The 21,044-nt window shown below is 70.9% G+C and carries 25 protein-coding genes; 4 read left to right on the top strand and 21 right to left on the bottom strand.

The genetic code is table 11. From position 1 onward, the window contains the following. Positions 1–19 precede the first annotated feature (19 nt). From RUR_RS11280 to RUR_RS11235, 10 genes are all read right to left on the bottom strand, one after another. Positions 20–1,447: an FAD-binding oxidoreductase gene (locus tag RUR_RS11280; RefSeq protein WP_283134920.1), complete on the bottom strand. Its 1,428-nt coding sequence runs from the start codon at positions 1,445–1,447 to the stop codon at positions 20–22. Further along, the gene (locus tag RUR_RS11275) at positions 1,390–3,504 is read right to left on the bottom strand and encodes an ABC transporter ATP-binding protein (protein WP_283134919.1); all 2,115 of its coding nucleotides are present in this window, start codon (positions 3,502–3,504) and stop codon (positions 1,390–1,392) included. The genes RUR_RS11280 and RUR_RS11275 overlap by 58 nt, the downstream gene beginning before the upstream one ends. Continuing rightward, complete coding sequence (locus RUR_RS11270) at positions 3,450–6,320, bottom strand: type 2 lanthipeptide synthetase LanM family protein (protein WP_283134918.1); 2,871 nt, start codon at positions 6,318–6,320, stop codon at positions 3,450–3,452. The genes RUR_RS11275 and RUR_RS11270 overlap by 55 nt, the downstream gene beginning before the upstream one ends. A gap of 101 nt (positions 6,321–6,421) precedes the next feature. Then, complete coding sequence (locus RUR_RS11265; RefSeq protein WP_283134917.1) at positions 6,422–6,604, bottom strand: DUF6229 family protein; 183 nt, start codon at positions 6,602–6,604, stop codon at positions 6,422–6,424. Between the two features lie 34 nt (positions 6,605–6,638). After that, complete coding sequence (locus tag RUR_RS11260) at positions 6,639–6,824, bottom strand: DUF6229 family protein (protein WP_283134916.1); 186 nt, start codon at positions 6,822–6,824, stop codon at positions 6,639–6,641. 70 nt (positions 6,825–6,894) lie between these two features. Further along, on the bottom strand, positions 6,895–7,077 hold the full coding sequence (locus RUR_RS11255; protein ID WP_283134915.1) for a DUF6229 family protein: 183 nt from the start codon (positions 7,075–7,077) through the stop codon (positions 6,895–6,897). A 49-nt stretch (positions 7,078–7,126) separates the two neighbouring features. Beyond that, positions 7,127–7,312, bottom strand: coding sequence for a DUF6229 family protein (locus tag RUR_RS11250; protein ID WP_283134914.1), 186 nt, complete (start codon positions 7,310–7,312; stop codon positions 7,127–7,129). A 135-nt stretch (positions 7,313–7,447) separates the two neighbouring features. Further along, positions 7,448–7,630 carry a DUF6229 family protein gene (locus tag RUR_RS11245; RefSeq protein ID WP_283134913.1) on the bottom strand — a complete coding sequence of 61 codons (183 nt, stop codon included), beginning with the start codon at positions 7,628–7,630 and terminating at the stop codon, positions 7,448–7,450. Positions 7,631–7,695: 65 nt separating this feature from the next. Next, a complete protein-coding gene (locus RUR_RS11240; RefSeq protein WP_283134912.1) occupies positions 7,696–7,878 on the bottom strand; it encodes a DUF6229 family protein in 183 nt (60 codons plus the stop codon). A 102-nt stretch (positions 7,879–7,980) separates the two neighbouring features. Beyond that, positions 7,981–8,166: a DUF6229 family protein gene (locus RUR_RS11235; RefSeq protein WP_283134911.1), complete on the bottom strand. Its 186-nt coding sequence runs from the start codon at positions 8,164–8,166 to the stop codon at positions 7,981–7,983. 257 nt (positions 8,167–8,423) lie between these two features. Here RUR_RS11235 and RUR_RS11230 point away from each other — a divergent pair, with 257 nt between their 5' ends. Beyond that, positions 8,424–9,041 (top strand): response regulator, encoded by a 618-nt coding sequence (locus RUR_RS11230; RefSeq protein ID WP_283134910.1) that lies wholly within the window; start codon positions 8,424–8,426, stop codon positions 9,039–9,041. A gap of 4 nt (positions 9,042–9,045) precedes the next feature. On the opposite strand, the gene RUR_RS11225 is transcribed toward RUR_RS11230, so the two are convergent. The 7 genes from RUR_RS11225 to RUR_RS11195 all read right to left on the bottom strand — a co-directional run bounded on the left by RUR_RS11225 (position 9,046) and on the right by RUR_RS11195 (position 15,078). Further along, positions 9,046–9,441, bottom strand: coding sequence for a type II toxin-antitoxin system VapC family toxin (locus tag RUR_RS11225; RefSeq protein ID WP_283134909.1), 396 nt, complete (start codon positions 9,439–9,441; stop codon positions 9,046–9,048). Beyond that, positions 9,435–9,689, bottom strand: a complete 255-nt coding sequence (locus tag RUR_RS11220) for a type II toxin-antitoxin system Phd/YefM family antitoxin (RefSeq protein WP_283134908.1) — start codon at positions 9,687–9,689, stop codon at positions 9,435–9,437. Before RUR_RS11220 ends, RUR_RS11225 begins: the two co-directional genes overlap by 7 nt. 58 nt (positions 9,690–9,747) lie before the next feature. Continuing rightward, positions 9,748–11,049 (bottom strand): AAA domain-containing protein, encoded by a 1,302-nt coding sequence (locus tag RUR_RS11215; protein ID WP_283134907.1) that lies wholly within the window; start codon positions 11,047–11,049, stop codon positions 9,748–9,750. Continuing rightward, entirely contained in the window at positions 11,046–12,488 is a 1,443-nt protein-coding gene (locus RUR_RS11210) for a hypothetical protein (RefSeq protein ID WP_283134906.1), read from the bottom strand. Before RUR_RS11210 ends, RUR_RS11215 begins: the two co-directional genes overlap by 4 nt. A gap of 31 nt (positions 12,489–12,519) precedes the next feature. Further along, positions 12,520–13,632, bottom strand: coding sequence for a hypothetical protein (locus RUR_RS11205; protein WP_283134905.1), 1,113 nt, complete (start codon positions 13,630–13,632; stop codon positions 12,520–12,522). Next, on the bottom strand, positions 13,629–14,396 hold the full coding sequence (locus tag RUR_RS11200) for a hypothetical protein (protein ID WP_283134904.1): 768 nt from the start codon (positions 14,394–14,396) through the stop codon (positions 13,629–13,631). The genes RUR_RS11205 and RUR_RS11200 overlap by 4 nt, the downstream gene beginning before the upstream one ends. A gap of 88 nt (positions 14,397–14,484) precedes the next feature. Then, positions 14,485–15,078, bottom strand: coding sequence for a TetR/AcrR family transcriptional regulator (locus RUR_RS11195; RefSeq protein WP_283134903.1), 594 nt, complete (start codon positions 15,076–15,078; stop codon positions 14,485–14,487). A 73-nt stretch (positions 15,079–15,151) separates the two neighbouring features. Between RUR_RS11195 and RUR_RS11190 the strand changes: the two genes are divergently transcribed. Next, entirely contained in the window at positions 15,152–16,294 is a 1,143-nt protein-coding gene (locus tag RUR_RS11190; protein ID WP_283134902.1) for an FAD-dependent monooxygenase, read from the top strand. Between the two features lie 69 nt (positions 16,295–16,363). Here the strand turns inward: RUR_RS11190 and RUR_RS11185 are convergent, their stop codons facing one another. Genes RUR_RS11185 through RUR_RS11175 form a run of 3 tightly spaced genes read right to left on the bottom strand, consistent with a single transcriptional unit; the run spans position 16,364 to position 19,234 of the window. After that, positions 16,364–17,596 (bottom strand): cytochrome P450, encoded by a 1,233-nt coding sequence (locus RUR_RS11185; protein WP_283134901.1) that lies wholly within the window; start codon positions 17,594–17,596, stop codon positions 16,364–16,366. 17 nt (positions 17,597–17,613) lie between these two features. Next, entirely contained in the window at positions 17,614–19,008 is a 1,395-nt protein-coding gene (locus RUR_RS11180) for an NAD(P)/FAD-dependent oxidoreductase (protein WP_283134900.1), read from the bottom strand. Further along, positions 18,998–19,234: a ferredoxin gene (locus RUR_RS11175; RefSeq protein WP_283134899.1), complete on the bottom strand. Its 237-nt coding sequence runs from the start codon at positions 19,232–19,234 to the stop codon at positions 18,998–19,000. The genes RUR_RS11180 and RUR_RS11175 overlap by 11 nt, the downstream gene beginning before the upstream one ends. 324 nt (positions 19,235–19,558) lie before the next feature. On the opposite strand from RUR_RS11175, the gene RUR_RS11170 reads away from it, so the two are divergent. After that, positions 19,559–19,960, top strand: coding sequence for a hypothetical protein (locus tag RUR_RS11170; RefSeq protein ID WP_283134898.1), 402 nt, complete (start codon positions 19,559–19,561; stop codon positions 19,958–19,960). Positions 19,961–20,118: 158 nt separating this feature from the next. On the opposite strand, the gene RUR_RS11165 is transcribed toward RUR_RS11170, so the two are convergent. Continuing rightward, positions 20,119–20,463, bottom strand: coding sequence for an ADP-ribosylation/crystallin J1 (locus RUR_RS11165; protein ID WP_283134897.1), 345 nt, complete (start codon positions 20,461–20,463; stop codon positions 20,119–20,121). A 164-nt stretch (positions 20,464–20,627) separates the two neighbouring features. Between RUR_RS11165 and RUR_RS11160 the strand changes: the two genes are divergently transcribed. After that, positions 20,628–21,029 (top strand): hypothetical protein, encoded by a 402-nt coding sequence (locus RUR_RS11160; protein ID WP_283134896.1) that lies wholly within the window; start codon positions 20,628–20,630, stop codon positions 21,027–21,029. Positions 21,030–21,044 lie beyond the last annotated feature (15 nt).

Below are 21,044 nucleotides of genomic sequence, written 5' to 3'. Positions count from 1 at the left end.
CCGCCTGGGCGCGGAGCGGTCAGCCGACGCCGGCGGGGATGGACTGCTCGAAGCGGAAGAGCGAAGCCGGGTCGTATTCGGCTTTCGCCGCCCGCAGCCGGGCCAGGTTGTCCCCGTAATAGGCCTGCTCCCACCCGCTCAGGTCGGGATCGGGATAGTTGGGGTAGACGCCGCCCGACCCGTACGGATGGGTGGTGCTCCATGACCGGACCAGCCACCGTCTGGCGTCCCGCCTCCGCTCGTCGGTGGCCCGGCACCCCGTCTGGACCGCGTGTTTGAGCAGGAAGAGCGGCTCGCGGTGGACGAAGGCGGTGGCGTCCGGCGAGACCCGGCCGATCGCCCCGCGCCAGGGGACGAACTCCAGGTCCCGCGCGATCCCCGTGCCCCGGCCCTCGGCGAACCCGGTGAGGAGTTCCCCGACGGCCGCGGCGGGGAGCGGCCGGTCGAAGAACTCCGACTTGGACATCCGCAGGCCGGGCCGTTCCCCGGCCGGCAGCGGGTCCGGCTCGATCCCGTCTCCGGCGTCCCCGGCGTAGGCGTGGTGGCGGGCGGCGGCCCGGGCGTCGAGTTCGCCGAGTTCGAGAAGGTCCGGTGCGGCGCCGACCCGCTCGACGAACTCGGCGAGCCGCCGCCGCGCCGTGTCCGCGGGCAAGGCCATGACGCCGAAGGCCGCCACGGAGAGGGGCTCGTCGGGGAAGCCGCTCGCGAAGACCCCCAGCTCGATGTTGATCTCGTCTTCGGCCGCCGGCGCCCAGCGCTGCCATTCCTCGATCACCCGGGCCGCGTGCCCGTACGGCCAGCGGCAGTGCACCGTGACGACGGGCACCGCCGGCCGGGTCATCAGCGTCATCGCGGTGACCACCCCGAAGTTCCCGCCCCCGGCTCCCCGCAGCGCCCAGAACAGCTCGGGTTCCCGCATCTCGTCGGCCCAGACGACCCGGCCGTCGGCGAGGACGACCTGTGCCGCGAGCAGGTGGTCGGCGCCGAGCCCGTACAGCCTGCTGAGTGTGCCGTAGCCGCCGCCGAGGACGGCTCCGGCGACCCCGACCCCGGGGCACCAGCCACAGGGGACGAGCCGGTTGTACTCGGCGAGCCGCGCCGCGAGTGGGCCGAGGAGGGTGCCCGGCCCGGTGGTCACCGTGCCGGGGCGGACCTGCACGGAGTCCATGGCGCCGAGGTCGATGAGGAGCCCGTCGGTGGTGGAGTATTCGGCGAAGCTGTGCCCGCCGCTGCGGATCGCGAACGGGAGGCGATGCCCGCGGGCGAAGGCGAGGGCCGCCACCACGTCCCTGGGGTCGGCGCAGCGGACGATCGCGCGGGGCAGCACCTCGTGGATCCTGCCGATGAACAGTTTGCGGACCCGCTGGTATGCCTGATCACCTGGCAGGATCAGCGATCCGTTGATACGGCGGGCGAGTCTGGCCAGTCCGGAATCGACGATTGCCACAGCTTTTCCGTCTCTTCGGGCGTCGCGGCATACATCCGCGCTTGCAACTCATACATTTCCGCATATCGTCCCCCGTTGGCGACCAATTCCGGATGAGTTCCTGACTCAATGATTCGACCCTTGTGTAAAAGGTGGATCTGATCCGCATTGCGGACGCTCGCCAGCCGATGGGTGATGAGGACCACGGTACGGCCGCCGCCGATCCGGCGCAGCGTCTCGTAGACCGCGTACTCCGCCTTGGCGTCCAGCGGAGCCGTCGGCTCGTCCCAGATGAGCAGCGGGGCGTCCCGGTAGAGACCACGGGCCACCGCGAGCCGCTGCCACTGCCCCCCGGACAGCTCGTGCCCACCGCGGAAGTACTTGGACAGCAGGGTGTCCCAGCCTTTCGGCAGCGTCTCCACCACCTCGGTGACCCGGGCCCGATCCGCCGCGGAGCGGAGGGCGAGGTCACCCGGGTCGGGGCGGTCGTACCGTCCGACCCGGACGTTCATCCGCGCGTTGTGCGGCCACCGGACCGGATGCTGGGAGACCAGCACGATCCGGTCCGCGACACCGTCGTCGTCGATCTCCCGCAGGTCCGTCCCATCCCAGGCGACGGTCCCCGAGGTCGGCCGGTAGAGCCCCGCGATGATCTTCGCGAGGGTGCTCTTCCCCGATCCGTTCTCCCCGACCAGCGCGACGGTCTGCCCCGCGTACAGGGTCAGCTCGACCTCCCGCAGGGCGTACATCCCCTCCGGGCTGCCCGGATAGCGGAAGTCCACCCCGCTGAGGCTGATCGCCTGAGGCCCCGCTGACGCCGTACCGGCCTCCTCGGAGCCGGTACGGGCGCCGTCCCGGTCGGCGGGCCCGCCCTCCGGCGTGGTCAGGGAGAACGCCGCGGCCGAGCCCATCCGGCCCACCCGGCCCGACGAACGGCTCCGGCTGTCGGCGTCGGCCAGGAACTCCTGGTAGTCGCCGACGTAGAGGGACTGCTCGAAGAGGAGGTTCAGCGCGATCACCAGCCGGGTGAGCGCGGCGGTGGCCGAGCGGATCGCGATCACCGCGGTCCCCGCCACCGCCAGCGGGATCCAGCCCGCGTGCAGCAGCGCCCCGAGCAGGACGAAGGTGGCCCCGGTCACGATGCCGGCGAGCGCGCGCCCCACCGCCCGGGTCCGCGCCTGATCCACACCGACCCGGACCTCGTGGCGGCAGAGCTCGTCGGCCACCTGCCGGTACTCGTCCAGCACGAACGGCTGCGCCTGGCAGACCCGGATCTCCGCCGCGGGGTCCCGGACCGTGGCCAGGTCCAGCATCATGCGGACCCGGCGGTCCAGGGCGCTGGTACGGACCATCGAGTCGTAGCCCAGCCGGGCCACCCGCAGCACCGCCCACCCCTCCGGCAGCACGGCGACCGCGAGCACCGGAAGCAGCACCGGATGCAGCACGCTCAGGCTCCCCGCCGCCGCGAGCACCGCGAACGACGCGCCGATCAGCTCCACCATGTTGTTCACGGCTCGTTCGAGGTAATACAGCGCACGGTCCCGCGCCCGATGCAGCCGGTCGTAGAACGCCGGATCGTCGAAGGCGGCCAGCTCCACCCGGACCGCCGCCACCATCAGGCGTTCCTCGGCGAGACGGCGGACCCGCGGAACCAGCCGGGCCTGGGCCAGGGTCACCCCGGCGTCCACACTCCCGCGGAACGTGTAGACGCCGACAAGCAGCGCGAGCGCCGGCAGCGCGGCGACGACCCGCTCCCCCGTCGGTCCCCCGGCGAGCAGCTCCTCGAAGACCGAGGTGGTGGCGAGCAGCCCCAGCGCGGTGGCCAGACCCGAGGCGACCTGAAGCACCAGGATCGTCACGGCCGGCCACCGCCCGGCCGACAGCAGGAGTGCCACGACCGGCCGGGTGGTCGCCGGCAGACGCCGGAGCATCCGCCACAGCCCGGTGTACCGGACCGCCTCCGCCACGTGCCAGTAGGGCGACTCGAGTTCGGTCTCCTCGGAGTCGTCGCCCTGGCCGGAGCTCAGAGCGGGACCGCCTCTCCGGGATCCGGCAGCAGCAGCGAGGGCAGCGTGCACTCGGGGTGCATCCGCAGCAGCTGGTAGGCGACCCCGCCCAGTCCGGGGAACATCCCGGGGACGAACGCCTCCCTGGCCAGCCCGCTGACCGGCCCGAACTCCTCTATCCCGCTGAGGACGCGCGCGTCCAGCCGCTCCCGATCCAGTCCCGGCGGTCCGACCCCGGCGCGCAACGCGAGGTCGATCGTCTCCCAGGCGCCGAGGTCACCGTGACAGATGGTGTGGCTCCAGCCCATCCCGTAGGTCCAGCAGGACTCCGCCGCGCGGGCGAGCACGTCGAGGTGCCGGGCGTCCTGACCGTCGCCGAGCATGCCCGCGGCGACCGCGCCGATCCCGCCCGACCCGTGGCACCAGGCGGCGGCGACGTCCATGAAACCCCGCAGATCCCGCCAGCCGGCCAGCTCCGGATGGTACAGCGACTCCTCGTAGTCGAAGGCGGCGTAAGCCGTCTCCCGCAGGTCCGCACGCCCGGTCACGGCGGCGAGCCGGGCCAGGGTCCACCCGATCCCGCTGGCTCCGTGGGCGACCCCGCCGAGCCCCTCGGGGAACTTGGGGGTCTCCCAGCACACGCCCCGCTCCCGTGCGGTGACGCCGCCCGCGAGCCGCTCGCCGATCCGCAGCGCCTCGGCGAGCCACCGATCGTCACCCGAGTGCTCGGCGAGCCTGATCAGCGGCACGATCGCCCCGGCCGCGCCGATGAGGATGTCGAGCACGGTGTCCTCGGCCACCGCCTCGGGGATCAGGGCGGCGAGCTCGCCCGCCTGGGCCAAGGCGTCGCCGTTCTTGATCCCCAACCGATTGAGCAGCAGCAGCGTCCAGATCCGGGACCCCAGGCCGATGTAGCCGCCGGGCGGCTCCGGGCGGATCTTGAAGGTCGTCCGGCGATCCTTCTCCATCTGCACCTCCACGGTGCGGATGGAGTGCAGGACCGCGTGCAGCAGCGGTTCCAGCCCGGGCACCTCGTCGGCCCGGCCCCGCTCCACTTCGGTGAGATAGGCGCCGAGCAGCACCGCGACCCCGGACGCCCCGCTGTACAGGTCCTGCGACAGCGGCTGCACCGACCAGCCCGTCGGGTCGAGCATCGGCGCGATCCAGGTGACCGTGCCGTCCTCGGCGTGGATCGCGCTGTCCCGAAGCCTGCGGAGGATGCCCGCCGCCAGCCCCCGCCGCACCGGATCGAGGTCGCCGGTCCGGATCCGGGCGGGGATCATCGCCTCCCCGTCGGGCAGCCAGCCCTCGTTGATGTAGGCGCTGACCAGGGCCGACCGCATGACGCGGAGGTCGAGGTCCTGGTCCCGGCCGCGCCACCGGTCCAGGGCGTGCTCCACCAGGTTCAGCTCGGCGCCCCACGCGGTCCCGCCCGGCCCGTCCATCCGCCCCCGCCGCGGCGTGGTGGCGAAGAAGGGGATGTCGCCGACGAGCAGATCCCCGATCTCGGCGGCGATCACCTCCGGGTCGTCCGGGACCCCGCCCATGTTCCCGGCGTGCTTGGCCAGCAGATCCGCGGCACGCCGTACGGCCGCCGGCTGGTCGTGCAGGGAGACCGGATGCCAGAGCATCCGGGCGAGCTCGGCGTACGTCTCCGTCCCGCGCAGCACCACCCGGATCGGGCGGTCGGTGAAACCGCTGAACTCACCCGCGAGCTCCCCGGCGGCGTCCAGCGCGTTCAGGCGGTCGTTCATCTCGGTGTATCCGTCGATCACCCGATCCCAGTAGGCGCGCAGCACCGGCTCGCGGCTCGGGTGGTTCTGCGACAGCCGTACCTCGGTGTGCTCGACACCCATCCTCGCCTCATCGGTGCCGGCGCCCACCACGACCGGTGTCTCGGCCACCGGCTGCTCACCCGGGAGCGAGCCCAGCGCGGAGGTGTCGACCCCGCGCCAGCCGAGCGCCACACCCCGTCCGGGAAGCAGCCCGGTGCGCATCACCGACCCGCCGACCTGCTCGGCCGCCCGGTCGATCGCCAGCCCGTACCCGGACGGCGGCGACGCCACGTGCGGGGTGAACAGCGTCTCGCAGTCGACCACGGTCGGCACCGGGCCCACGGCGATGAGGTTCTCGGCGTGCAGGTCGCTCCCGCCGAGCAGCCGCATCAGCGCCGCCCACTGGCCCACCCCGCGGTAGAAGCGGCGCAGTTCGGCGTCGTCGGCGCAGTACCGGTGCTGGACGAACTCCGCCCAGCCGTAGCCGTCCCGGACCACCACCGCGGGCACCCGGATCCGGGTGGCCGCCGGCTCGCCGGGGAGAAGCCGGGGCAGCAGGGCGGCCAGCTCCGCGTCGACCGCGAGCGAGCGCGGCTTGTAGACCACCCGGCCCGCCTCGAACGTGAGAATCGCCACCGAGTCCCCACCGCGATGGGTGTCGCCCTCGCCGAAGCCGACCGCGGTCAACCCGCCGCACGGACCGGGGAGCAGCACCTCCAGTGCGTCCCGATCCTCGGCGAACCGGCGCGCGGCGGTCACGGCCGCGCCGCACCGCGCGGTGACGAGGGCGTCCAGCCGGGACAGCAGCGTCGGATAGTGCTCGGTCAGCGAATGCCAGAACGCGGGCTCGACCAGCTGCGCGCTCCACTCCCGCCACCGCGCCTCCGGGTCGTCGGCGGTGAGGCGACGGGTGATCCGCGCCGCGTTGAGCTCAAGCAGCAGCACCCGGTTGACCTTGAGACGGACCGTCGTCTCCAGCGACTCGGCCGCGCCGTCGAAAAACGCCCGCCGCTCGGCCACCCCTAGATCCTCGATCGTGTCGAGCCCGGTCGCGAGCGCGGTCAGCGCCGGGTCTACCAGGGGGCCGAGCGGCGGGTCGAATTCACCGGCCACGGCGGTGGTACGCCGTTGTCGTCAGCAGCAAAGCAAGCCTCTCTGATCGTGGGGCTGAGCACTCAGGACCGTGAGACCGGCCCGGCGGCCGGGAACGGCTGTCAGCAGCAGTCGTACCGCGAGGAGCCGGTACAGACGCTTCCGCAGTACCCCGAGACGGGCGGCCAGGTCATCGTGATCTCGGACTCGGCGTAGGCGCCGAGCACCGGACCCGCCGGACCCTCCACCTCACCACTCCGCCAACCGGCCACAATCTCCTCGGACAACTCAAGCGTGGGGGGCATGAACTCTCCTTCCCGTGACACCGTTCGGTGTTCCTCAGCAGCACATCCGGGTCGGGGATATCGAGCAGACCGTGCCGCAGGTTCTGGTGCGCAGCGCCGAGGGCATCGTGATCTCGGACTCGGCGTAGGTTCCCGGCAACACCGGACCCGCCGGACCCTCCACCTCACCACTCCGCCAACCGGCCACAATCTCCTCGGACACCTCCACCGTCGGGGGCATCGCTCCTCCTTTCACTCAGGACGCCCGGCGCCCAGCCAAAAGGACGGATCGCCGAATTCCCGGACGTACGTCAGCAGCAGGCACGGATCATGGACCAGGTGCAGATGCTGCCGCATCTCCCGCTCAATGCGGATCCGTCCATCGTGATCTCGGACTCGGCGTAGGCGCCGAGCACCGGACCGGCCGGACCCTCCACATCGCCGCTCCGCCAACCGGCCACAATCTCCTCGGACAACCGGGGTGTGGGGGACATGCACCCTCCTTCGCGCGGTCGGATCGGATCCTCGGCGGCCGTCCGCCGATCAGCAGCAGTAGATCGTGGGCTGGGACCCCGTGCACGCCGTACCGCATTTGCCGCTGTGCCCGGGCCCGGTCATCGTGATCTCGGACTCGACGTAGGCGCCGAGCACCGGACCTGCCGGACTCTCCACGGCGCCGCTCCGCCAACCGGCCGCAATCTCCTCGGACACTTCCAACGTCGGGGGCATGGCTCCTCCTGCCACCGGGGTGCTCGGCCCCGGTCAAGGTCGTGGGTCGGGCCGACAAGCCGGAAGGCTCACGGGCCGGGGGCCTGATGACGCACGGCTCAAACGGGTCGGGCCGCGTGCCGGGCCAGGGTGCGATCAGCAGCAGGGGTTGGTACGCGACCCTGTACAGATGCTGCCGCAGCGCCCCGAAATCGGAGGCCAGGTCATCGTGATCTCGTGCTCGGCGTAGACGCCGAGCACCGGACCCGCCGGACCCTCCACGGCGCCACTCCGCCAACCGGCCACAATCTCCTCGGACAACTCAAGCGTGGGGGGCATGACTCTTCCTTTCACTCAGGACACTCGGCACCCGGCCGAGGTCAAGGGTGGCTCTATCGGAGGGGTCAGCAGCAGAGCCGCCTGCCGGAATTGGTGCAGTCGGTGCCGCAGCGCCCCGACTGGGGCGGCCAGGTCATCGTGATCTCGGCTTCGACGTAGGCGCCGAGCACCGGACCCGCCGGGCCGTCGACCGCGCCGCTGCGCCAACCGGCCACAATCTCCTCGGACAACTCAAGCGTGGGGGGCATGTCCTCTCCTTCCTATGACCGGATCGTGCTTATGACGGCCCGGATCGAGTCGGAGTCGCAAGACACGGGAAGGGTCCCGCGTTCAATCGTGGGGGCCGGCGATCAGCAGCAGAAGATCGTGGGCCGGGATCTCGTGCACTCCGTGCCGCATCTCCCGCTCTGCCCGGGCCCGGTCATCGTGATCTCGGACTCGACGTAGGCGCCGAGCACCGGACCCGCCGGACCCTCCACATCACCCGTCCGCCAACCGGCCACGATCTTCTCGGACAGCTCCACCGTCGGGGGCATGACGTCTCCTTCGCTCCGCCTTGCGCCATGATCCGGCGAGGCGATCCCCCCGCAGTAGACGGCAAATCCGGGGTCTTGACAGATTTCATCCACCATGCTGTTAATCGGTGGTTGTCTTACAGATTTCAGGATTTGCTGTGGTTTTCTGCTACAGGCCCCCGGTCAATCTGAGGGTTTGCCACATTGCACTCTCTGCCTTTCGGCGTCAAGATCTAGTCAAGTCACCCGTTCGGCCCGCCGGCGACGCAGGGACACAAATGATCACGGTATCGCTGGTCGACGACGACCAGATGCTGATCGACGGACTCACCGCCTGGCTCGCGCGAGTCCCCGACATCGAACTGATCGCCGCGGCCCGCACCGTCGGCGAGCTCCTCTCCGGCGGCCGGAAACCGGCCCAGGTGGTCGTCCTCGACCTGCTCCTGGCCGACTGCTCCGACCCGGTCGAGAACGTGACCCGGCTCACCGCCGCCGGGAGCCGGGTTCTCGTGGTCGGCGTGGCCTCCTCCGGTGACCTGGCCGGACGGGTCGTCCAAGCCGGGGCCAGGGGCTACCTGACCAAAGACCACAGCCTCACCACCCTCACCGACGCGGTACGGGCGATCGCCGCCGAAGCCGCCGGCCCGTCCCCCGAACCGGCACACCGCCGGCACTACGACCGTCCGGCCCTCTCGCCCCAGGAACGCGCCGTCCTGCTCGCCTACGCCTCGGGCATGACCTTGACCGCCGCGGCCAGAAGAGCCGGCATCAAGCCGGGGACGGCCAAGAACTACCTGGACCGGGTGAAGGAGAAGTACCGCAAAGCCGGCCGCCCCGCCTACACCAAACTCGACCTCGCCACCCTCCTCCGCGAAGACGACCTCCGCGACCGCTGAGAACTCAGAGCTTCACGATCTCAAGTCCGGGCATACCGTCATAGTCGGCGTCTTGCGTCACCACCGGAAGCCCATGTGTAAGTGCCGTCGCCGCGATCCAGCTATCGTTGATCGGAGCCTTGCGCCCCTCCGCGCGAAGGCGCGAGACCAAGAGCGCCCATGTCTCGGAAACGTCTTCATCTATCGGCAACGGTTCGAAACGCTGGGCCAACTGGTACGTGGACAATCGCCACGACGCGGATTCATGGTCTCTTGCTTGCAGCACACCCAGCCGTAACTCGCCCAAAGTGACTGCCGACACCGCCCATTCGAACTCAAGGAACCGTTCGACATCGAACCTTCTAGCCTCCACACCGACGAAGATCGATGTGTCGGCTATGGCTTTGCGGAGCTTCACCACGGCAGGTCGTCTGTGGTCTCGGCCAGTACATCCCGGAGCTCTTCCGCGAGCCCTGTTTTGTCCGGCCCCAACCGAGCAAGTTCTTCCATGATCTCAGCCGCAGGAATCCAGCGACGCCGCCGCGGAAATGGCACGATCCTGGCCACAGGACGATTGTCCCGAAGAACATCGATCTCTTCGCCCGCCTCGACTCGGCGCAGCACCTCAGCGGTGTTGTTGCGAAGCTCACGTGCGGGAATAGCTACCATGCAACAACTGTAGAACATTGCTACGCACGTAGCAAGCCTGGACCGCCGCCCGAGGCGGTCAGCCGGGGACGCGGTGGTTCGCCAGGTGGGCGAGGACGGCGTGGTTGGCCTCCCAGCCGTCGGGGAACTTCACCGGCACGTTGAGCTGGAGGCGGCCCGCGGACGGGTGACGGTCCAGCAGCTCCGCGATCCCGGCCCGCGCGACCACGACACAGGCGTGGCGGTGCCGGGAGGTGAGCACGCAGAGCCGCCCGGACTCCAGGTGGAAGGCCGTCGCGTCCCGGCGTCCGGACAACGGGTGCAGCACCACGGTGACGTCGTACTCGCGGCCCTGCAGCCGGTTGGCGGTGTCCACCGTGACGCCCTCCGGGACCCCCGCGGCCCGGATCGCCGCCACCTGGTCCTTGTGCGCGCATCCGATCGCGATCCGCTCGGCCGTCACCGGGTGGGTGCCGTGCTCGTCGTGGGCGAGCGCCCCCCGCTCCACCAGCCGGCGGGCGATGCCCGCGCAGGCCCGTACGGCCTCGGCGTCGGTACGGACCGTATGCCGGTCGGGCAGCTCGTGCAGCGCCCACCCCGAGGTCGCGGCCTCCTCGATCGCGGGGTCCCAGGGACCGCCCGTCCCCGGGACGGCGAGCTCCAGCCGCCGTTGCCCCGCGGCCGTACCCGCGCGAAAGCCGCCGTCCGGGTAGAAGGCCGCCGAGACGATCGGCGCGGCGTGGGCGGGAAGCCGCCAGGAGACCGGCAGCCGATGCACGACCAGATCGTTCAGCCGTCCGGTGACCGCGACCGCGCTCTGCATCGGATCCCAGGCCAGACCGCTCCAACGGTCGCTCTCCACCACGGAGAAGGGGTCGAGCTGGCCGGGGTCCCCGACGAAGAGGACATGGCCGCCCGCGAAGAGGGGGGCGATGGACAGCAGCTTGTCGGAACGCATCTGGTAGGCCTCGTCGACGATCGCCCACCGCCACGTCCGGTCCCGCACCCAGGCCCACTTGTCCGCGGTTGAGACCGTGACCGGGCAGTGCTCCAGGGTCTGGATCTCGGCGGCCGTGAAGACGTCCGGGTGCCGCAGCACCCGCTCCGGGGGCCGGAACCCGGCGGCGTGCAGGCGGCCGACGGCGAGGCCGGGAGCCTGCCGGGCGAGCCGGTCCACCAGATCGTCGACCTGCTCGTTGGTCTGCGCGACGATCATAAGCCGCTCGCCGGCGCCGGTCAGCCGGAGCGCGGCCGCGACCACCAGCGTGGTCTTCCCGGCCCCCGGCGGCGAATCGACGATCAGCCCGCGGTGCCGGCCTCCGGTGAAATCGGCCAGGATCGCCTCGACGGCCCGCGTTGCCTCCTCCGCGGCGGATGTCACGACCAGGCCTCCAGCGCGTCGTCGTCGGTGGGCACGTACTCCGCGGGCGGCCCGCCGTGCGTCCACGGGGTCTCCTCCAGCGCGGGCAGCGGGGGCCGGCGGCCGCCGCCGAGGTCCAGGTCGGCGTAGCAGACCGACTGCCCGTGCTCCGGCACGCTGCCGGGTTCGGGTACGGCCGCGCGGCCCATGCCGTCCAGCAGCTGCAGCGTCACCCGGTTGCCCTCGATCCGCAGGATCTCGGCCCGCTGCCGGGGACGCCGGGGCGAGCGGACGGTCTTCCCCGGCGGGATCAGGACCGGATCGGCGGCCTCGACCACCACCAGCGGACGGCAGCTCGCCCGTTTCCCCCCGGGCGGGACGATCCTGCGCGCCGCGTCCACCTCCACCACCGTCCCGCGGAAGGCCTTCCCGCTGAGCAGGTGCTCCACCATGGCCAGCGGATCGTCGAAGGCGCACTGCGCCGCGAACTCCTGCTGGGCCGCCTCCAGCCTGGCCAGCCGATGGGCCGCGCCGACCGCGCCGTCCCGGCGGCCCTGCGGCGCACCGCCCTCGGCGAGCCGCCGATACTCCCGGGTGAACGCCGTGCGGTCCCGCTCCCACCGGCCCGCGACGCTCCCGGCATCGGGCAGCCGGCGGAGCAGCTCCACCGCCTGCCACATCGACGCCCACGTCGGCTCCAGCTGGGTTCGCAGCGCGGCCCGTACCTGACCCGGGGAACCCGACTCGTCGTACGCCGCGATGCTCCGCTCCAGCACCAGCCGGTCGAAGCCGGGGTCGGTGTCCGGACCGGCGGGCGGGGTGCGCAGCGGGTCCTCCGCGGCGTCCGCCGCCTCGGGTCCGGTGAGCCCGGGCGGCGGGTCGATCCAGCCGAGCTGCGCGGCGAGGTTCCCGTCCTCCACGGCGCTCTGCCCGGTCGCCCAATGCGCGCCGAGCGCCTGGGTGAGGGCGACCAGCAGCGACGAGCCGGCGTGTTCGCCGCGTTCGGCGAGGAAGGTCAGCCACGTGCCCAGCCGAGGCACCGACGGCGGCACCGGATACGGGCCGTCGGGCCTGCGGAACCGGGTGGAACGGCCGAGGAGACGGATGAACGCGATCCCCTTCGGGTTCGGGACCAGGATCTGCGGGGCGTCGGCGAACCGCTCCCCGCCGGCCGGCTCCGCGCCGAACCCGTCGAGGTAGGTCAGGACGACCTCGGCCAGCTCGGCCATGAACGCGAACCGCAGCTCCCGGTTGCGCGGCTGCGGGACGACGAGGAGCCGCGGGTCGGCCGGATCGGCGCCGACCATCGCGCCGAGCGGCGCCGCGGCCTCCCCCGCCAGCCTGAGCGGGACGAACACCAGCGGCCGTGGCGACAGGTGCAGGTGCCGTACCGTGGCGACGGGGAGCGCCCTGCCCCGCCGGACGGCTCGGGCGCGCATCAGCGAGGTGAGCACGCTCACCGGGGCACCGCCTTCCCGGCACGACCCGGTCTCATGCGACGGCCTCGGCGTACAGCAGCTGGACGTGGCGCAGCCGGGCCGCGATCTCCTGCTGATCGTCTGTGGGGGAGGCGGTGCCGTCGGCGAGGGCGAGCACCGCCGCGACGGACTCCAAGCCGCCGAGTTCCTCCCGGACCGACCGCCCCAGCGCCTCGACCCGGTCGGCCGCCCGTGCCTCGTCCCTGCAGAAGAACGCCATCTCACAACTGTCCAGGCATTCGGGGGCGTAGCGCGCCTCGACGGTCGTCAGGGCCGTACGGAGCTCCGCCGCCGGCCGGGTGGGGGTCCCCGCGGCGTCCGGCCGGAGGTCGAGGGTGAAGCCCGCGGGCAGCCCGTCCAGGATGTGGTCGATCCGCTTGAGCCGGGCGAGCTGACGCCGCAACACGCTCAGCTGCGGCCGCACGTCGATCAGCGCGGCCGTGGGGTGGTTCGCGAAATCCTTGGGGCACACCAGCAGCACCTCGTGCGACACCCGCCCGGGGTCCAGGCCCAGGTCGGCGAACACGCACCGCATCGCGTGCACGTACACCGCCGATTGGCGCGCCGCCGCCGAGACCTGCGCGGCGTCCGCCTGGTCGTCGACGATGGGGAACGATTTGATCTCCACCACGTGGAACCGCCCCCGAACCTGAAACGCGATCACGCGGGGTTCCAGGTAGACCTCGTATCCGGCCACGTCGAGCTTGAGCATCGGGTTGTCGAACAGCGTCCCCGTCGTCTCCCGCCCCTCCGCCGCCCGCGCGAGCTCGGTCCGGGTACGGGCGTGGCGCACCTCGGCCCGCCGGTCGGCCCCCGCATCGGAGACGTCCACATAGGCCACCTCGGAAAGGGACAGGCCGAACCTCTCGCGGAGCAGGCGGAGCAGATGGGCCGCTCCGTCGGCTTTGACCAGGTCGGCGAAGGAGTTCTCCCGGCTCTGCGCGAACGGGGAACGGCCGAAGGCGCCGGAACGGCCCAGGTGCCGTGCGGTTTTCCGTTTGTCCACCCCGGCGGCGTCCAGCACGGCCCGCCGGTCGCAGCCCGGGTTCACGGCGAGCGCCGCGATCGTCCTAGCGTTGTGCTCGACGGGTTCGGCGGACCCGCGCACCGGGTCGAGACGGCTCACGCGGTCCCCTCACTCTTCACGGTTCCCCCGCGGGCGCCGAACAGCCTGCCCGCCTCGTCCAGCCGGGCGACCGCCCGTTCGGCCGCCTCCGCGCGCTGCAGCCGGTCCCGGTCCCGGTGCACGGCGAGCTCGGCCTCGGCGGCCGCCGTGATCCGGACGGGATCGACCCGTTCGAAGCCGCCGACGCCGCCGGGAATGTTGTGGCCCATCCGGGTGAGCAGCCGGTACGCCGCCTCGGAGGCGTCCGTCCCGGCCTCGGCGAGCCCCATGACGTGCTCGGCGATCCGGATGGTCGAGACGAGGAAATCCGTCCGGGGACTCAGCGGCCCCACGATCCTGACCGGCATCGGCCAGGTGCTGACGGCCAGGACGCCTCTGGCCGGTGACAGCGGCTGCGCGGTGAGCGCCGCGCACAGATAGTACGGCCTGGCTCCCGGGGCTGCACGGTAGGCGCGTTCCTCGTCCCGCCGCAGGCCGGCGAGCCGCCCGGTTCCGACGCCCCCCGCGAAGAACGACTCGCCCACCGCGGCGATCAGCCTGGTCGCCGCCGGGACGCCGAGCAGGGTCAGCGCCCGGTGGACCTGCTCCCGCGCCGGAGGCGGCCGCTCCCGGCGCCCGGGTTCGAACGCCGCCTCCCAGGTCCGTTCGGCCTGGTGGATCTCCTCGCGCAACGCCCGGACCACGCTTTCCTCACCTCGGGCTCTAGCCTGCCAGACCCGAGCCCGCAGTTCGGTGATGTGCCGCTCCAGCTCATCGGGTCCCACGGCTGGGAGCATAGCTTTGCCCCACGACGATCCACGGGCTTCCCTCGATTTCCGGCGCGCACCCGTCGCCGCCGCCCACACCGAGCGGTCACGGCCGGGGGTCGGGCCGGATCAGCATGCCGCGGAGGAGTTCGGCGAGGCCGCGGCGGAGGTCGTCCGGGGTGGGCTCGGCACCGGCGCCGACGACGGCGTCGAAGACCAGGCCCTCGGTGAAGGCGACGATCTGACGGCTGTGCCGGAGCGGGTCCGACGACCCGGCGGCGGTCAGGATCGCCACCCCGGGTTCCCGGAAGAGGGCGCCCACCTTGTCGTACGCCGTGCGCAGCTCCGGCCGCCGGGTGGCCTCCAGCGCCAGCTCGTACCGGGCGATCGTCCGGCGGCGGCCGGCGGTCAGCTGGATCCACAGGGCCTTGGCGGCGAGGTCGGCGAGCGTCTCCGCCCCTTCTTCGAGGCCGGCGCCGGTCAGGGTGAGGAAGGAGTCGTACTCGGCGATCTCCAGCTCGGTGAGGCGGTCCAGCGTGAGCTCCAGCAGCGCCGAGCGGGTGCGGGCCAGGTTGGAGGTGGAACCCGGCGGCAGTCCGGCGGCCTCGTCCACCGCCCGATGGGTCAGCCCGCGCATCCCCCGGTCGGCGAGCAGGTCGATGGCGGTGTCCGCGACGAGTTCGGCACGCTGGGATCTCACCCCTTCATACTACATTTGTAGTTAAACTACAGGCGTAGTAAGGTGCACTACATCCGTAGTTAAGGAGAAGGTCATGAGACGCGCGACGGTGATCGGAGCCGGGGTCGGCGGGCTGACGGCGGCGGTGGCGCTGTGGCAACGCGGCTGGGCGGTGACGGTGTTCGAGCGGGCCGCGTCCTTGGAGCCGGTCGGCTCAGGGCTCGCCGTCGCCGTCAACGCGCTCAAGGCCCTCGACGTCATCGGCGTCGGCGACGGGATCCGCAAGCTCTCCGCCGTCCAAGGCGAAGGAGGGGTGCGGAGCGCGAAAGGCCGCTGGCTGATGAAGACCGCCGTACGGGAGATCTCCGACAAGCACGGCGACTCCGTGGTGCTCGTCCGCCGCGCCGACCTGGTCGACGCGCTCGCCGCGCAGCTGCCCCCCGGCGTCGTCCGGCTGAACACCGCCGTGGCCGAGGCGGAACCCGCGAGCGGCCGGGTCCGGCTCGTCGGCGACCCCGACCCGATCGAAGCCGACCTGGTCGTCGCCGCCGACGGCATCCGCTCCGCGGTCAGATCCGCCCTCTTCCCCGACCACCCGGAACCGAGCTACGCGGGGGTCACCAGCTGGCGCATGCTCATCCCCGGCGGCCACGTTCCCGGGCAGACCTTCGAAACCTGGGGCGCGGGCAGGGTCTTCGGCGTGATGCCGCTGATCGGCGGGGCCGCCTACTGCTACGCCACCGACACCGTCCCCGCCGGGGGTGGGGACGGCGACCAGCGCGCCCTGCTGCGCCGCCTTTTCCGGGGCTGGCATTCGCCCATCCCCGAGCTCCTCGACGCCGTCTCCCCGGAGGCCATCCTCAGGAACGACGTCTACCACCTCGCCACCCCGCTGCCCGCGATGCACCGCGGCAAGATCGCCCTGCTCGGGGACGCCGCCCACGCCATGACCCCCAACCTGGGCCAGGGGGCCTGCCAGGCGATCGAGGACGCGGTGACCCTCGCCCACGTCGCCGGGGGCGACCTCGCCGGCTACACCGCGGCCAGGCTGAAGCGCACCTCGGCGATCGTGGCCAGATCCGCCGTCGGCTGCCGGATCACCCAGGTCCGCAACCCGCTGCTGGTACGGCTCCGCGACGAGGGCATGGCCCTCGCCTGGCGCCTCGGCCGGCGCCGGATGGCCGCCGCCATGGACGACATCTTCGGCTGGAACCCCCCGGACTACACGCACACCTGACCCCGGGAAACCGAGGGAGGGTACGGCGCGCAGCCGTACCGGTGCCGGATGGTTTTGGGTTGAGGCGGGTCAGGCGACGAGGGTGTCGAAGGTGACGTGGAGGTGGCGGGGGCCGCGCAGAACCGGGTTCCGCCGATACACCGGCGGGTCGTACACGAGCTCGGGGTTGGCCAGGCGCCGGGCGAGCGCGGCCAGCGCCAGCTGCGCCTCCAGCCGGGCCAGCGGCGCGCCGAAACAGTAGTGGACGCCGCTGCCGAAGCCGAGATGCTCGTTGTCCCGGCGATCCGGGTCGAACCGGTCGGGGTCCTGGAACCGGCGGGGGTCGCGGTTGCCGGCGCCCAGGACCAGCCAGATGGGTGCGCCTTTGGGGATGACCGTCCCGGCCACGTCGATGTCCGCCAGGCAGGTGCGCTGCGGGAGCAGCTGCACCGGCGGTTCGAAGCGGAGCAGCTCCTCCACGAGCGGGACCGCCAGATCGGGGTCGTCCCGCAGCCGCCGCAGGATCTCGGGGTTGCGGAGCAGGGTGAGCATCCCGTTGGTGATGAGGTTGACCGTGGTCTCATGACCGGCGATGAGGAGCAGCACCGCCGTGACGATCACCTCCACCGGGGACATCCCGCCGTCCGGGCCGTGTTCCACGGTGAGCGCGGAGAGCAGGTCCTCCCCCGGCGCCAGCCGGTGCTCCTCAACCAGCCCGGTGAGGTATCCGCCCAGGTCCAGACGGGCCTGCTGGGCGACGCGCTGCCGTTCCAGGGGCCCCTCCTCCGGGTTGGGGTCCAAGGCGTTGACGATCTTCTCGGTCCAGTCGTGGAAGAGGTGCTCGTCCTGGTGGGGGACGCCGAGGAGCTTGCAGATCACCGCCACCGGGAACGGGTAGGCGAAGTCCTCCACGATGTCGACCTGGTTCGAGCCGTGAAAGCGGTCGATGAGTTCGGCGATCATCCGGGCCAGCTCGGCGTGCATGGCGTGGATCCGCCGGGGGGTGTGCGGCGGCCCGAACGGCCGGCCCGCCAGGCACCGCAACCGGTCGTGCTCGGGCGGATCCAGCCTGATGAAACTGGGCGGCAGGTTGGCCTCGTCCTCTGTGATCATCGGGCCGCCCAGCCGCGGGTCGCGGTTGCGGATGTCGGAGCTGATCCGAGGGTCGGCGAGCAGGCTGCGGATCTCCCAGTAGGTGCTCACCGCGTACACGCCGTCATCCTGGAGCGCCACAGGCGTTTTGCGGAGCTCCGCATAGATCGGATAGGGATCGGCGCGGTTCTCATACTCGGTGGCTTGATTGAGCAGGGTGCCGGAAATCATGGTGCAGTCCCCCTAGGTCAGGTGCGGGCCGGGGTGAAGGTGAGCCGCCGCTCGTTGGGCGCGTAGCCGCTCACCGTGACGGTGGGACCGTGCGTGGGCAGCGCGGGATCGGGAAAGTCCGCCGGCACCGGCCGCATCCCGTCGGCCCGCCGGTCGACGCCGACGAACTCGGGCGGGAACGGGGCCGCCGACTCTATCTGCCGACTGTAGAAGTCGATCCACCTGCCGTGGTCGAAGGTGACCGCGGCGATCACCCGGCCTTGGTACCCGTACACCGCCGCGAACCGGTGCTCGGCGAGGGCACCCTGGGTGACCAGGAGCTCCTCCCCCATGGGCGGCACTCCCACGGACTTGATGTTCACGCCGAACTGCGCGGACCAGAACGCCGGCACCCACAGGTGGGGGCGGCGGTCGAGTCCGGAACGCACCATGTTGTGCGCCGCGGTCTCGGCCTGGGAGACCGCGTTCCCCCAGTGCTCCAGGGAGAGAAACTGATAGCCGAAGAGCGGATGCGGGGCACGGGCCACGTCCCCCGCCACGAAGACGTCGTCGGTGACGATGCCGTGCACGTCGAAAGCCCGGCACCCCGCGTCGCAGGCGATCCCCCGGGGCCCGGCGGCCAGCCCCGATCCGGTGAGCCACTCGGTGTTGCGGAGCGCGCCCAGCGCGATCACCGCCACGTCGACGTCGAGCACGGTGCCGTCGGACAGATGGGCGCGCTTGAGCCGGCCGCCCAGATCGCCTTCGAGCTCGGTGACCGTGATGTTGCAGCGGAGGTCCACCCCGTTCTTGCGCTGGAGTTCCGCCGCGACGGCCCCGACGACACCGCCGAGCGCGCCGACCAGCGGGGCCGGGCCGCGTTCGGCGACCGTGACCTCGATCCCCCGGGCCCGGCAGGCGGAGGCGACCTCGCATCCGGTGAAACCGGCGCCGACGACCAGCACCCGGTGTGGCTTGGCCGCCAGGCGCCGCTCCAGCTTCGCCGCGTCCCCGACGCTCCGCAGGACGAAGACCCCGTCCAGTTCGGCCTCGGCCTCCCTCGGCCACGGCCTGGCACGCGCGCCCGTGGCGATCAGCAGCCGGTCGAAGCCGACCTCCCGGCCGTCGGCGAGCCGGACCCGGTGCCGGCTCAGATCCAGACCCGCGGCCGGAACCCCGAGCCGCCACTCCGCGTTGATCGCCCGCCGCCGGGGCAGCAGCGTACGGTCGGCCGACGTCCTGCCGAGCAGGACCTGCTTGGAGAGCGGCGGACGGTCGTACGGCTGCAGCCGCTCGTCGCCGATCATGATCAATGTCCCGGCGAAGCCCTCATCCCGGAGGGCCTCCGCGGCCCGCAGACCCGCCAGCGACGCGCCGACGACGACCACCCGGCCGTTCCGGTTGAACTCCGCGACGGATCCTTCAGTGACCATGGCCGCCGACCGCCCCCACCGGCTCCCGGGCTCCCTCGCCCCGCTCCACCAGAATCGCCTGGACCGGACAGGCCGCCGCGGCCCGCGCCACCTGCTCGGCGAGCGCCTCGTCGGCGCCGGGGTCGTACATCAGCGCCTCCTGGCCGTGCAGGACGAACACGTCCGGGGCGAGGAAGGCGCACTGCGCGTATCCCTGGCACCGGTTGAGATCGACGACGATCCTCATGAAGCCCCGTCCCTTCGATGAGTTCGATCATCGCCAGGGTAAGTCGCCGAACAGGGAAAACGTCATCCGGAATCGCCGTGTTGCACCTTTTGACACTCCCTTTGCGACTTTTCGACCTTCTCCCCATCCCGGAGCCGTTGGAAGCCGCCGCCTTTTCCATGGACTAGCAGGCGAATATTCGTACACCAGTTCAACCGTGTCCGATTTCTGGTGAAATTACAAATCTGGATGTCTTCCAGCAGACCCAGATAAACCGTCCAGCCCCAACCCAACAAATGAGCGAATTGGCAACGTCCAGACTCGCCATGTGCCTATTCTTTACGCATGGCAGCAACCATTGCGGACAGGGGTACCGCAACAGAAACCGGTATCGCCGAAACCAGAGACGATATCAAGGAAGTCGTGCACGGCCAGAAGGTCCTGGAAGTAAGACTCGACCGAGTAGAACTACGACTCAACCGAGTAGAGAAAAGGCTCGACGTGGTTGAACAAAGGCTCGACCGCGTTGAGCAGAGACTCGACCGTGTTGAACAGCGACTCGACCGCGTCGAGCAGCGACTTGAGGTGGTTGAGTACAAGCTCGAACGAGTGGAACTACGGCTCGAACAAGTAGCAGCAGACGTCGACAAGCTCAAGGCCGGGCAGATGGAGATGCGTGACATGCTCGCCGTCCTGCTCGCCCGCACCGAGTCTCTCGAGAAACCCGCCAAGGACACGAACACGTAGGTGCACTCCGGGCGGTGGACCCCCCTCCCACCGCCCACTCGATGAATAGAAACCCATCTGAGTATTAGATAGCTTCACCTAGACGACAAAGCGAATTATCATCGACGATAGAATGAGCCGGTCCACCAAGAACACGACTCTTGTCTACCTGATTAAGATCAGCGGAATTCGTGGATCACTTCGATCAGACCGATGATGTGGTCGTTGAATTCCGCCAACTCTTCGGCGGGCACCCAGAGCTCCAGAATTTCCTTTCCCCCGACCTGTCGAGGAGGGTATCGAGCGGCGAATTCACCGTCGACCTGAAAACGGGTGACATAACCGACCCCGGAGTGCGGGACGTTCCAATCCCGGGCGATCATCACCGCGTAGTCCTCGTTCAGCACCGGATAGAAGATCGGCTGCTCCGGAAGACGCGGCGGCCACCGCCGCCACCCCGACTCACGAACCAGCTCCAGCTCCTCCGGCCCGGTCGGCCGCCAGAACGTCCGCGGCGCAGTCATCCCACATCCCCTTCCTCAACCGTTCGGCACCGATGATGCCGGGCAGGACCACAACACGCGACCCGATATCAAGGATCAAGGAGGGTGGCCGTGCCGTCGCCGACACGACCGCGTCATCTACGAACGGTGAAACAGCCTCAGGGTGTGGGCGACGGAGGCACATCATGAACGCTGCGCATGACTTCCCTGCCCTGATCCTTCAGGACCTGTCGCCTGCTGCCGTCGAGGACTACCTCATGGTCAGCGGCTGGCGGCGCACCGAACACCGGGAGGGGCTGTTCTCCATCTGGGAATCGGACGAGGCCGACGCCAGCGTGATGCTGCCGTACAACACCGCATACCGCGACTACAGCGCACGGCTCAACGACGCACTCACCACGATCGCGGAGGTGTGCCGGATCGACAGCGGTGAAGCCCTCACCCTGGAGATCGCCGCCGCCCGCAATGACATCCTGCTGCTCCGCCTGGACCAGCCGGTCCCCGACGGCTCCATCCCCCTGCATGAGGCGGCTCACCGGGCCGGTGAGCTTACAGCGTCCGATGGAGCATTGAGTGGCGAGGCATGATCGTTCGGTGACGGT

Origin of the sequence: Rhizohabitans arisaemae, from assembly GCF_025996515.1 — a bacterium.
Lineage (GTDB): Bacteria > Actinomycetota > Actinomycetes > Streptosporangiales > Streptosporangiaceae > Rhizohabitans > Rhizohabitans arisaemae.
This window is presented reverse-complemented; position numbering and strand designations above follow the sequence as displayed.